The organism is Pantoea ananatis LMG 2665 (assembly GCF_000710035.2).
Lineage (GTDB): Bacteria > Pseudomonadota > Gammaproteobacteria > Enterobacterales > Enterobacteriaceae > Pantoea > Pantoea ananatis.
Genome location: NZ_JMJJ01000004.1, coordinates 898,566 through 910,074 on the forward strand (window position 1 = coordinate 898,566; position 11,509 = coordinate 910,074).

An 11,509-nucleotide genomic window follows, 5' to 3' on the forward strand; every position below is an offset into this window, starting at 1 on the left:
TAACAGGATTTTGGGTTCAGGAGATATCATGACCTATCAACAGGCTGGCCGTATTGCCATCCTTAAACGCGTTGTCGGCTGGATAGTTTTTTTACTGGCGTTGCTCTCCACGATCATCTCACTGCTGAGTTTTCTCTTTAAACACAGTGAAAAGAAACCCGGCATTGATGCCGTGATGCTCGATTTTATTCATGTCATGGTCGATATGATTCGTTTTAACACGCCGTTTCTGAACGTTTTCTGGCACAACTCGCCCGTGCCGGAGTTTAACGGCCAGATGAACCTGGGGTTCTGGCTAATCTATATTCTGATCTTCATCGGGCTGGCCCTGGAAGCGTCAGGTGCGCGTATGGGGAGGCAGGTTCGCCATGTCCGCGAAGGCATTGAAGACCAGATGATCCTCGAAAAGGCGAAAGGCAGCGAAGGGCGCACGCGTCAGCAGGTGGAAGAGAAGGTGCGCATTCCTCGTCACACCATTTTTCTGCAGATTTTCCCGCTCTATATTTTGCCCATCGTGATTGTTATCGCCGGATATTTTCTGCTTTCGTTACTCGGTTTTCTCTAACCGGTCAGGCCGGTTTAGCCTGGCCGGCCGCCAGCGCGTCGTCGTCCAGTAACTGACCTACGGCAAACTGCGCGGCCCCCAGCCAGTTGCCGCCGAACACGTTGGCCCGGTTTAGCAGATAATAAAGCTGATAAACCGGCTGGCGCTGTGAGAAGCCATCCGGCAGCGGCCAGACCTGATTATAGCCGTCGAAGATTTCTCTGGGCAGATCGTTAAACCAGCTCAGCATCGCCAGATCACATTCTCTGTCGCCCCAGTAACAGGCCGGATCAAAAATCCATGGCCCGTTCTGGCTGGCTGCGCAGTTGGCGGGCCACAGATCGCCATGCAGCAGGGAAGGTTGCGGGTGATGGGAGGCCAGGGTGCGCTGCACACAGTCGACAATCAGCTCGGCATTGCCGTATAGAATGCCTTTCTCGGCGGCAATTTGCAGCTGCCAGCCGATACGCTGCTCTGCAAAAAAGACTGACCAGCGCCGTAGCCAACTGTTTGGCTGAGGTGTGGTGGTCAGGTTGTTATCGAAATCAAGACCAAACTGCGGTTGTTCGCTCCACTGATGCAGATGTGCCAGCTGCTGGCCCAGCTGCAGTGCGCTGTGCGCATCGAGAGGCTGAGGCTTGATGTATTCCAGCAGCAGAAAGCTGTAGTCGCGATCGCTGCCCACCCCGTAAACCTCAGGGACGCGGACGGTCTGCGTTCGGCGCAGCAGGGCGAGTTGATCGGCTTCCCAACTGAACAGCGAAACCTTATCGCGGCTGTTGCATTTGACAAAGACATCCTGCTCACCATAGCGAATCAGCCAGGCGGGATGCACATCGCCACCGGGGAGCTCGTGGCGTTGGGTAATATCGGCGTCACCAAATTGCTCGCTTAACAGACGACTAATGGCTGACCACATCGGGTTATCCTCTTTATTCGCTGCCTGAATTCGATTGTAACGCGTTAGCACTGCGCAAAGTCTGCGCCTGCGCACAGACTACTCTGTTGAACGTGCTGCGTCGCGCAGAAAATCGTCAAGCGTGGTGAGCGTCACGTCGGGCGTTTGTCCCAGCGCGCTTTCGCCCGCGGCAATGACCTGCTGTTTCAAATCCTCCTGCGTAAGCGTAGTCACAATGCCGAAACTGTTGGTGCCAAGCTCATGCGGGTTTCCCTTGTCATCCATCAGCGTGGTAGAAAAGCCGCCGGAGGTCATCGCCCCGGTTAACGTCAGCACGTCACTGAGACCGGTTTCCCGGTAATGAAACGTGACGACATAGCGGTGTAAATCCCCGTTGCTCATTCTGCACCTCGGTATGCTCAAATAATACACAGCGTAGTACAGGGTGAAAAAACAGGCGAATAATGAAGGAGATGAGGCGTAAAATCAGATCAATCTGTGTGCAAATTTCGCTGATATTCCAGGCAAAATCCTGTGTAAATCTTGTAAATGAAAAGATGCCATTTGCCAAAAATGGCTCTATAATGCGCGCCGAAATCAGGTTAACGCCTAGTGAATACGCGGCGTTACGCTAAAGTATGCCATTCTGAGCGAATTCATGTTTTTTTACAAAAGTTACCGTAAATTGCATTGATCGCATTGGGAAACCCTTCAGAATCTTCGTTTTTAAAACTGCTGCACGGATCACATTTAATGAAAGCCTTTAACAAGCTGTCTGCTGTTCTTTTGCTCTCTGCCGGAGCGTTTTGTCACCAGGCGCTGGCCGATAATGCTGTCTTTACCGCAATGGATGACCCTTCAACGGCGAAAAAGCCTTTTGAAGGTTCTGCTTCTGCGGGTTACCTGGCACAAACCGGTAACACCACCAGTTCATCATTGACCGCGCAAACCAATATGACCTGGTACACAGAATCAATGGCCTACAGCTTGTGGGGTAACGCCGCAAACACCTCTGCCAACGATGAGCGTTCTTCGGAAACCTACAACCTGGGTGCCCGTTCGCGTTACAACATGAGCGCCTACGACTACCTGTTTGGTCAGGCAAGTTGGTTGAGCGATCGTTATAACGGCTATGATTCTCGTGATGTGCTGACCGCCGGTTATGGTCGCCAGATTCTGAACGGCCCGGTGCATTCACTGCGTGCTGAATTCGGTCCGGGTGTGCGTTACGACGATTACCGCGACGGCGATCATAAAACGCAGGGACTGGCTTACGGCGCTGTGAGCTATCAGTGGCAACTTACCGACACCACTAAGTTCATTCAGGGTGTTTCCGTGCTGAGCTCGCTGGGAGAAGACACCACGGTGAACTCAGAAACGGGTTTACAGGTTGCTATTAACGATCACTTTGCCCTCAAGCTGGCCTACAACGTGACCTGGAACAACAACCCACCGGCTTCTGCACCAGACCGTACCGATACCCGAACTTCCGTCATGCTGACCTACGCGATGTAACAGGCGTCAGGATGTCTGAAAAAGCGCGGTCTGGCACAGTGCCTGGCCGCTTTTTTTTGATCTCTCTGAGGCTTAGCGAGAAATACATGGGTTTTGCTCGCGCCTGAAAACTGCTATTATCCGTCCCGCATTACACTCCTGGCGACATTCCGACAATGTGGGTCTGACATAACGCCAGGTCAATAAAACTACTCAATTTTGTATGTAAGCTTTCGTGTGGCTTACCACTGCAACTAAGGACATTCTATGCCTGTAATTACGCTTCCTGATGGCAGTCAGCGCTCATACGACCACCCTGTCAGCGTCATGGATATCGCGCTTGATATTGGTCCCGGTCTGGCAAAAGCCTGCATCGCCGGACGAGTTAACGGTGAACTGGTTGATGCGGTCGATCCCATCACCGACGACGCGTCTGTTGCCATTATCACTGCCAAAGACGAAGCGGGTCTGGAGATCATCCGCCACTCCTGCGCGCATCTGTTAGGCCATGCGATTAAGCAGCTGTGGCCAGATACCAAAATGGCGATCGGTCCGGTGATCGACAACGGCTTCTATTATGATGTCGATATCGATCGTACCCTGACCCAGGAAGACATTGAGCTGCTGGAAAAACGCATGCATCAGTTGGCCGAGACCAACTACGATGTTGTGAAGAAAAAAGTCAGCTGGCAGGAAGCGCGCGATGTCTTCGCGGCGCGAGGTGAAGTCTACAAGACCACCATCCTGGATGAGAACATCAGTCATGACGATCGCCCCGGGCTGTATCATCATGAAGAATATGTCGATATGTGCCGCGGTCCGCACGTACCGAACATGCGTTTCTGTCACCATTTTAAACTGCAGAAAATCTCCGGCGCATACTGGCGCGGCGACAGCGACAACAAAATGCTGCAGCGCATCTACGGTACAGCATGGGCAGATAAGAAACAGCTGGCGGCTTATTTACAGCGTCTGGAAGAGGCGGCGAAGCGCGACCACCGTAAAATTGGTAAGCAACTCGACCTCTATCATATGCAGGAAGAAGCGCCGGGCATGGTTTTCTGGCATAATGACGGCTGGACAATTTTCCGTGAGCTGGAAGTGTTCGTCCGCAGTAAGCTAAAAGAGTACCAGTATCAGGAAGTTAAAGGCCCGTTCATGATGGATCGGGTGCTGTGGGAAAAGACCGGCCACTGGGAAAACTATAAGGATGCGATGTTCACGACCTCTTCTGAGAACCGTGAGTACTGCATCAAACCGATGAACTGCCCAGGGCACGTCCAAATTTTTAACCAGGGGCTGAAATCGTATCGCGATTTGCCGCTGCGTATGGCTGAGTTCGGTAGCTGCCACCGTAATGAACCTTCAGGTGCTTTGCATGGCCTGATGCGTGTGCGGGGCTTTACCCAGGATGATGCGCATATTTTCTGTACGGAAGATCAGCTGCGTACCGAAGTGAACAGCTGTATCCGCATGGTTTATGACATGTACAGCACCTTTGGCTTTGAAAAGATTGTGGTGAAACTGTCCACCCGTCCTGAAAAGCGTATTGGTTCTGACGAAACCTGGGATCGTGCAGAAGAAGATCTGGCTGCGGCGCTCAATGAAAACAACATTGAGTTTGAGTACCAGCCGGGTGAGGGCGCGTTCTACGGCCCTAAAATTGAATTTACACTATACGATTGCCTTGACCGCGCCTGGCAGTGTGGAACGGTTCAGCTAGACTTTTCCCTGCCTAAGCGTCTGGATGCCACCTACGTGGGTGAAAACAACGATCGTCAGACGCCGGTAATGATTCACCGTGCGATTCTGGGTTCGATGGAGCGCTTCATCGGTATTTTGACCGAGGAGTTCGCCGGTTTCTTCCCAAGCTGGCTGGCGCCGATGCAGGCTGTGGTAATGAATATTACCGACGGTCAGGCAGAATATGTTGAGACTTTGACACGTAAATTGCAGAATGCTGGCATTCGTGTGAAAGCGGACTTGAGAAACGAGAAGATAGGCTTTAAAATCCGCGAGCACACATTACGTCGCGTCCCTTATATGTTGGTCTGTGGTGATAAAGAGGTGGAAGCTGGCAAAGTGGCCGTTCGCACCCGCCGTGGTAAAGACCTTGGGTCGATGGACGTCGATGTGTTTGTTGAGAAGCTGCAGCAAGAGATTCGCAGCCGCAATCTTCACCAATTGGAGGAATAAAGTATTAAAGGCGGAAAACGAGTACAACCTACGCGTCCGAATCGCATCAACAGTGAAATTCGCGCAACAGAAGTGCGCTTAACAGGCGTTGAAGGCGAGCAACTTGGTATTGTAAGTCTACGCGAAGCTCTGGAAAAAGCTGAGGAAGCGGGTGTAGATTTAGTTGAAATCAGCCCGAACGCCGAACCGCCGGTTTGCCGCATCATGGACTACGGCAAGTTCCTCTATGAAAAAAGTAAATCTTCTAAGGAACAGAAGAAGAAACAAAAAGTTATTCAGGTTAAGGAAATCAAATTCCGTCCTGGAACCGATGATGGCGACTATCAGGTCAAACTACGCAACCTGATTCGCTTTCTGGAAGAAGGCGATAAAGCCAAAATCACGCTGCGTTTCCGCGGTCGTGAGATGGCGCACCAGCAGATCGGTATGGAAGTGCTTAACCGCGTCCGTAAAGACCTGTGTGAAGATCTGGATTTGGCCATTGTCGAATCCTTCCCTTCGAAGATCGAAGGCCGCCAGATGATCATGGTGCTCGCTCCTAAGAAGAAACAGTAGGCATTCAAGTAGCAATGACCGCGCAGCGCTTGCGTTGTGCGGTTTGTTGTTCGCCTGTCTGGGTCATGTTATCAACAATGCGAAGTGGATATTTTTTAAAATGCCAAAGATTAAAACTGTACGTGGCGCGGCTAAGCGCTTCAAGAAGACCGCTTCTGGCGGCTTCAAGCGTAAACACGCAAACCTGCGTCATATTCTGACTAAGAAATCTACTAAGCGTAAACGTCACCTGCGTCCGAAAGGCATGGTGTCTAAAGGCGATCTGGGTCTGGTTATTGCCTGCCTGCCGTACGCATAAGTAAATTTTTTTAATTAATTCAGAATATTAAACAGGAGAGCTAAATGGCTCGTGTAAAACGTGGTGTAGTTGCTCGCGCACGTCACAAAAAAATCTTAAAACAAGCTAAAGGTTACTACGGTGCACGTTCACGTGTTTACCGCGTTGCCTTCCAGGCTGTTATCAAAGCTGGTCAGTATGCTTACCGCGACCGTCGTCAACGTAAGCGTCAGTTCCGTCAGCTGTGGATCGCGCGTATCAACGCAGCAGCGCGTCAGAACGGTATGTCTTACAGCCGTTTCATCAATGGTCTGAAAAAAGCAGCCATTGAAATTGACCGTAAAATCCTGGCCGACATCGCCGTATTCGACAAAGTGGCATTCACTGCACTGGTAGAAAAAGCGAAATCAGCGCTGGCGTAAGTCAGTTGAAAAAGGGAGCTTGCTCCCTTTTTTATTACCTGTAACCTGAGCAAAAGATTGACTTTTTCGCCGCTGCGCATTTCAATAGTGCCGTTGGAAATCATGACAAGGTAACGCAAGCATGAATGCTGCTATTTTCCGTTTCTTTTTTTACTTTAGCGCCTGACAATCAGGGGCTTTTGCGCATAAGAAAAGAAACGAAAAATCGCGCTGAAAGCCTCCCACGTGGAGGCTTTTTTTGTTTTTGGCGCTGGCATATTGGACCGGCAGGTCCCAACAAGTACTAACCAGCCTGACTGGAAAAAGAGGAAAACATGTCCCAACTAGCAGAACTGGTGGCGAACGCCACGGCGGCCATCGACGGGGCGACCGATATCGCCGCCCTTGACGCGGTGCGCGTCGAATATCTGGGGAAGAAAGGGCATCTGACATTACAGATGACCACATTGCGTGAATTGCCAGCGGAAGCGCGTCCTGCGGCCGGTGCGGTGATTAACGAGGCTAAACAGCAGGTAACGGATCGTCTGAACGCGCGTAAAGAGGAGATGGAGTCTGCGGTCCTTAATGCCCGTCTGGCGGCAGAAACCATCGACGTTTCCCTGCCGGGACGCCGTATCGAAAACGGCGGCCTGCATCCGGTGACCCGCACCATCGATCGTATTGAAACGTTCTTTGGCGAGCTGGGCTTTGCGGTAGTGACCGGTCCGGAAATTGAAGACGATTATCATAACTTCGATGCGCTCAATATTCCGGGCCATCACCCGGCGCGTGCCGATCATGATACTTTCTGGTTTGATGCCACGCGCCTGCTGCGCACGCAAACCTCAGGCGTGCAAATTCGCACCATGAAGAACCAGCAGCCGCCTCTGCGCATTATTGCGCCGGGCCGCGTGTACCGTAACGATTACGATCAGACGCACACGCCGATGTTCCACCAGATGGAAGGGCTGATCGTCGATAAGAATATCAACTTCACCAACCTGAAAGGCACGCTGCACGATTTCCTGAACAACTTCTTTGAGGAAGATTTGCAGATCCGCTTCCGTCCTTCCTATTTCCCGTTTACCGAGCCGTCCGCTGAAGTGGATGTGATGGGTAAAAACGGCAAGTGGCTGGAAGTGCTGGGCTGCGGCATGGTGCACCCCAATGTTCTGCGCAATGTCGGTATCGATCCGGAAGTCTATTCAGGCTTCGCCTTTGGCATGGGCATGGAGCGCCTGACCATGCTGCGCTACGGCGTGACCGATTTACGCGCATTCTTCGAAAATGATTTACGTTTCCTCAAACAATTTAAGTAAGGGCAGGTTATCCAATGAAATTCAGTGAACTCTGGTTACGCGAATGGGTAAATCCAGCCCTTGACAGTGCGGCCTTATCTGAGCAAATCACCATGGCCGGCCTGGAAGTGGACGGCGTTGAGCCCGTTGCGGGCGCGTTTCACGGCGTCGTGGTCGGTGAGGTAGTGGAATGCGGTCAGCACCCTAATGCCGACAAACTGCGTGTGACCAAAATCAATACCGGCGGCGATCGGCTGCTGGACATCGTCTGCGGCGCACCAAACTGCCGTCAGGGCCTGAAAGTCGCAGTCGCCACCGTGGGTGCCGTGCTGCCGGGCGATTTTAAAATTAAAGCGGCTAAGCTGCGCGGCGAACCGTCCGAAGGCATGCTGTGCTCGTTCTCTGAGCTGGGGATTTCCGACGACCACAGCGGCATTATCGAACTGCCCGCCGATGCGCCGATTGGCACGGATATCCGTGACTACCTGCAGCTGGACGACAACACCATTGAAATCAGCGTCACGCCTAACCGCGCAGACTGCCTGGGCATTATCGGGATTGCCCGCGATGTGGCGGTGCTGAACAGCCTGCCGCTTAACGCGCCGGTCATTGAGCCGGTTGCGGCGACGATTGCTGATACGTTACCGATTAATGTCGAAGCCACCGCTGCCTGCCCACGCTATCTGGGCCGTGTCGTGAAAGGCATCAACGTCAGCGCAGCAACGCCGCTGTGGATGAAAGAGAAGCTGCGTCGCTGTGGTATTCGCTCTATCGATCCGGTCGTTGATATCACCAACTACGTGTTGCTCGAACTGGGCCAGCCAATGCACGCGTTCGATCTGGACCGCATTGACGGCGGTATCGTCGTGCGGATGGCGAAAGATGGTGAGGCGCTCACGCTACTGGATGGCACAGAGGTGAAGCTCAGCAGCGATACGCTGGTGATTGCCGATCATCAGAAAGCCCTGGCGATGGGCGGCATTTTTGGTGGTGAACATTCCGGTGTAAACGGCGAAACGCAAAATATTTTGCTGGAGTGTGCCTGGTTCGAACCGCTGGCGATTGCGGGCCGCGCACGCCGTCATGGTTTGCACACCGATGCATCACATCGCTACGAGCGCGGTGTGGATTCTGCACTGCAACACAAGGCGATGGAACGCGCGACTCAGCTGCTGCTGAGCATCTGCGGCGGTGAAGCGGGCCCGGTTATCGATCAGACGTCGGCGGACGCCTTGCCGCAACCGGCCACGATCACACTGCGTCGTGAAAAGCTGGATCGGCTGATTGGTCATGTTGTCAGCGATGAGCAGGTCACGGATATTCTGACGCGCCTGGGTTGTCAGGTCAGCGTAACCCCTGGGGAATGGCAGGCGGTCGCCCCCGCGTGGCGCTTCGATATGGCTATCGAAGAGGATCTGGTAGAAGAGATCGCCCGCATTTATGGTTACAACAACATCCCGGACGTGCCGGTTCAGGCCGGTCTGGTCATGACAAAGCACCGTGAAGCTAACCTGTCGCTGAAGCGTGCAAAAATGCTGTTAGTGGATAAAGGCTACCAGGAAGCCATCACCTACAGCTTCGTGGACCCGAAAGTACAGCAGTTGCTGCATCCGGGTGAAGAGGCGCTGCTGCTGCCCAGCCCGATCTCCAGCGACATGTCCACCATGCGTTTGTCACTGTGGACTGGCTTACTCAGCGCGGTGGTCTATAACCAGAACCGTCAGCAGAGCCGCGTGCGTCTGTTTGAGAGCGGTCTGCGATTTGTTCCTGATACTCAGGCGGATCTCGGTATTCGTCAGGATCTGATGCTGGCAGGCGTGCTGAGTGGCAACCGCTATGAAGAACACTGGGATCTGGCGCGTCAGACCGTTGACTTCTATGATTTGAAAGGTGATTTAGAGTCGTTGCTGGATTTAACCGGCAAGTTGAATGCGATTAGCTTTCGTGCAGAGGCGAATCCAGCGCTCCATCCTGGACAAAGTGCGGCAATTTATTTACAGGATGAGCGAATCGGATTTATCGGAGTGGTTCATCCCGAGCTTGAACGTAAGCTGGATCTCAACGGTCGTACCTTAGTCTTTGAACTGCTTTGGAATAAGGTCGCAGACCGCGTCCTGCCTGATGCGCAAGAGGTTTCACGCTTCCCGGCAAACCGCCGTGATATCGCCGTTGTTGTGGCCGAAAATGTGCCGGCAGCAGATATCATCGCAGAGTGTAAGAAAGTTGGCGTAAATCAGGTAGTTGGCGTAAACTTGTTTGACGTGTACCGAGGTAAGGGTGTTTCCGAGGGCTATAAGAGCCTCGCAATCAGCCTGATTTTGCAGGATACCAGCCGGACACTCGAAGAAGAGGAGATTGCCGCGACGGTTGCCAAATGCGTTGCGGCATTAAAAGAGCGATTCCAGGCAACCTTGAGGGATTGAACCTATGGCGCTTACAAAAGCTGAGATGTCAGAATACCTGTTTGAGAAACTCGGGCTGAGCAAACGTGACGCAAAAGAGTTGGTGGAGTTGTTTTTCGAAGAGGTTCGCCGCGCGTTGGAAAATGGAGAACAGGTTAAACTGTCGGGGTTTGGTAATTTTGACCTGCGTGACAAAAACCAACGTCCGGGCAGAAACCCAAAAACGGGAGAAGATATTCCCATTACTGCGCGTCGCGTAGTGACCTTCCGTCCAGGGCAGAAGCTTAAAAGTCGCGTTGAAAACGCCACACCAAAAGACAGTGACTGATCCCAGTGTTTCAAAAAGGCCGCGCAAGCGGCCTTTTTCATTTCTTTTTTTCGCAATCCTTTTACAATCAATCCTCTGTCATTCTGGCTAATTCTGCTTATGTCCCAGCTTGAACAACTTGCTCTGCACAGCGATCGCCGCAGTAAAGCCTGGCTTTTGGGTCTCGGCAGCCTGCTGCTGGTGTTATTTATCCTCAGCCTGTGCGCGGGTGAGCGCTGGATAAGCCCCACACAATGGTTCAGCGACAGCGACAGCGGCAGGCTTTTTGTCGGCCAGCTTCGCCTGCCGCGCAGCCTTGCGGTTATCCTGGTGGGGAGCGCGCTGGCTCTGAGCGGCGTTGTCATGCAGGCGTTGTTTACCAACCCACTGGCCGAACCCGGGCTGCTTGGCGTTTCCAACGGGGCCGGCATTGGCCTGGTCGCGGGCGTTCTGTTGAGCAGCGGTTCGCTATGGAGCCTCAGCTTTTCGGCAATGGCCGGTGCGCTGGTCGTTACCCTGATTCTGTTGCATTTTGCCCGGCGTCATTTATCCGTCACGCGTTTGCTGCTCACTGGCGTTGCGCTGGGGATTATTTGCAGCGCGATCATGACGTGGGCCGTCTATTTCAGCAGCAGCCTCGATCTGCGCCAACTCATGTACTGGATGATGGGCGGCTTCAGCGGTATCGACTGGCGCTATGGCTGGATGATGCTGGCGCTGCTGCCGGTTATCCTGGCGCTCACCACAGCGAGCAGGGTGCTTAACTTACTGGCGCTGGGAGAAACGTCAGCCCGCCAGCTTGGGTTGTCACTGTTTTACTGGCGTAATCTGCTGGTGTTGGCCACGGGATGGCTGGTTGGCGTCAGCGTGGCGCTTGCTGGCGCAATTGGCTTTGTGGGCCTGGTGATTCCGCACCTGCTGCGGCTGGTGGGGCTGAACGACCACCGTGCGCTGCTGCCGGCTTCGGCGCTGGCGGGAGCCAGCGTATTGCTTGGCGCGGATATTATTGCCCGCCTGGCGCTGGCCTCCGCTGAGTTACCCATCGGCGTGGTCACGGCAACGCTCGGCGCACCGCTGTTTATCATCTTGTTAGTCAAATCGTCACGTCAGCTTTAGCTGACATACATGCATTAACCA

13 protein-coding genes and 1 other annotated feature are annotated in these 11,509 nt (G+C 53.2%); of the genes, 11 read left to right on the forward strand and 2 right to left on the reverse strand.

Features of this window, described 5'->3' with window-relative positions:
- The first annotated feature begins 28 nt into the window (after positions 1–28).
- Entirely contained in the window at positions 29–565 is a 537-nt protein-coding gene (locus EL29_RS06025) for a YniB family protein (RefSeq protein WP_028715072.1), read from the forward strand.
- Positions 566–569: 4 nt separating this feature from the next.
- On the opposite strand, the gene EL29_RS06030 is transcribed toward EL29_RS06025, so the two are convergent.
- Both EL29_RS06030 and ghoS read right to left on the reverse strand, forming a co-directional pair.
- Positions 570–1,463, reverse strand: a complete 894-nt coding sequence (locus EL29_RS06030) for a fructosamine kinase family protein (protein WP_015700426.1) — start codon at positions 1,461–1,463, stop codon at positions 570–572.
- Between the two features lie 78 nt (positions 1,464–1,541).
- The gene (gene ghoS / locus EL29_RS06035; protein WP_028715073.1) at positions 1,542–1,844 is read right to left on the reverse strand and encodes a type V toxin-antitoxin system endoribonuclease antitoxin GhoS; all 303 of its coding nucleotides are present in this window, start codon (positions 1,842–1,844) and stop codon (positions 1,542–1,544) included.
- 351 nt (positions 1,845–2,195) lie between these two features.
- Here ghoS and EL29_RS06040 point away from each other — a divergent pair, with 351 nt between their 5' ends.
- The 10 genes from EL29_RS06040 (at position 2,196) to btuC (ending at position 11,488) form a co-directional block, all read left to right on the forward strand.
- A complete protein-coding gene (locus tag EL29_RS06040; protein WP_014605966.1) occupies positions 2,196–2,957 on the forward strand; it encodes a DUF481 domain-containing protein in 762 nt (253 codons plus the stop codon).
- 246 nt (positions 2,958–3,203) lie between these two features.
- Entirely contained in the window at positions 3,204–5,132 is a 1,929-nt protein-coding gene (gene thrS / locus EL29_RS06045) for a threonine--tRNA ligase (RefSeq protein ID WP_028715074.1), read from the forward strand.
- 3 nt (positions 5,133–5,135) lie between these two features.
- Complete coding sequence (infC, locus tag EL29_RS06050; protein ID WP_026020952.1) at positions 5,136–5,687, forward strand: translation initiation factor IF-3; 552 nt, start codon at positions 5,136–5,138, stop codon at positions 5,685–5,687.
- 100 nt (positions 5,688–5,787) lie between these two features.
- A complete protein-coding gene (rpmI, locus tag EL29_RS06055; protein ID WP_004157374.1) occupies positions 5,788–5,985 on the forward strand; it encodes a 50S ribosomal protein L35 in 198 nt (65 codons plus the stop codon).
- A gap of 44 nt (positions 5,986–6,029) precedes the next feature.
- Positions 6,030–6,386: a 50S ribosomal protein L20 gene (gene rplT / locus EL29_RS06060; RefSeq protein WP_006118956.1), complete on the forward strand. Its 357-nt coding sequence runs from the start codon at positions 6,030–6,032 to the stop codon at positions 6,384–6,386.
- Positions 6,387–6,502: 116 nt separating this feature from the next.
- Positions 6,503–6,628 (forward strand) — a sequence feature (Phe leader region).
- Positions 6,508–6,552: a pheST operon leader peptide PheM gene (pheM, locus tag EL29_RS06065; protein ID WP_106120997.1), complete on the forward strand. Its 45-nt coding sequence runs from the start codon at positions 6,508–6,510 to the stop codon at positions 6,550–6,552. It overlaps the preceding feature by 45 nt.
- A 72-nt stretch (positions 6,629–6,700) precedes the next feature.
- Entirely contained in the window at positions 6,701–7,684 is a 984-nt protein-coding gene (gene pheS, locus EL29_RS06070; RefSeq protein WP_013025578.1) for a phenylalanine--tRNA ligase subunit alpha, read from the forward strand.
- Between the two features lie 14 nt (positions 7,685–7,698).
- Positions 7,699–10,086 (forward strand): phenylalanine--tRNA ligase subunit beta, encoded by a 2,388-nt coding sequence (gene pheT, locus EL29_RS06075; protein WP_014593594.1) that lies wholly within the window; start codon positions 7,699–7,701, stop codon positions 10,084–10,086.
- A 4-nt stretch (positions 10,087–10,090) separates the two neighbouring features.
- Positions 10,091–10,393 carry an integration host factor subunit alpha gene (gene ihfA, locus EL29_RS06080; RefSeq protein WP_006118960.1) on the forward strand — a complete coding sequence of 101 codons (303 nt, stop codon included), beginning with the start codon at positions 10,091–10,093 and terminating at the stop codon, positions 10,391–10,393.
- Between the two features lie 99 nt (positions 10,394–10,492).
- Entirely contained in the window at positions 10,493–11,488 is a 996-nt protein-coding gene (btuC, locus tag EL29_RS06085) for a vitamin B12 ABC transporter permease BtuC (protein ID WP_033765927.1), read from the forward strand.
- The last annotated feature ends 21 nt before the right edge of the window (positions 11,489–11,509 follow it).

Excerpts from the sequence above, each read along its gene's own strand:
- EL29_RS06025 (WP_028715072.1), top strand. The coding sequence starts at position 29 with ATGACCTATCAACAGGCTGGCCGTATTGCCATCCTTAAACGCGTTGTC.
- EL29_RS06030 (WP_015700426.1), bottom strand. The coding sequence starts at position 1,463 with ATGTGGTCAGCCATTAGTCGTCTGTTAAGCGAGCAATTTGGTGACGCC.
- ghoS (WP_028715073.1), bottom strand. The coding sequence starts at position 1,844 with ATGAGCAACGGGGATTTACACCGCTATGTCGTCACGTTTCATTACCGG.
- EL29_RS06040 (WP_014605966.1), top strand. The coding sequence starts at position 2,196 with ATGAAAGCCTTTAACAAGCTGTCTGCTGTTCTTTTGCTCTCTGCCGGA.
- thrS (WP_028715074.1), top strand. The coding sequence starts at position 3,204 with ATGCCTGTAATTACGCTTCCTGATGGCAGTCAGCGCTCATACGACCAC.
- rpmI (WP_004157374.1), top strand. The coding sequence starts at position 5,788 with ATGCCAAAGATTAAAACTGTACGTGGCGCGGCTAAGCGCTTCAAGAAG.
- rplT (WP_006118956.1), top strand. The coding sequence starts at position 6,030 with ATGGCTCGTGTAAAACGTGGTGTAGTTGCTCGCGCACGTCACAAAAAA.
- pheS (WP_013025578.1), top strand. The coding sequence starts at position 6,701 with ATGTCCCAACTAGCAGAACTGGTGGCGAACGCCACGGCGGCCATCGAC.
- pheT (WP_014593594.1), top strand. The coding sequence starts at position 7,699 with ATGAAATTCAGTGAACTCTGGTTACGCGAATGGGTAAATCCAGCCCTT.
- ihfA (WP_006118960.1), top strand. The coding sequence starts at position 10,091 with ATGGCGCTTACAAAAGCTGAGATGTCAGAATACCTGTTTGAGAAACTC.
- btuC (WP_033765927.1), top strand. The coding sequence starts at position 10,493 with ATGTCCCAGCTTGAACAACTTGCTCTGCACAGCGATCGCCGCAGTAAA.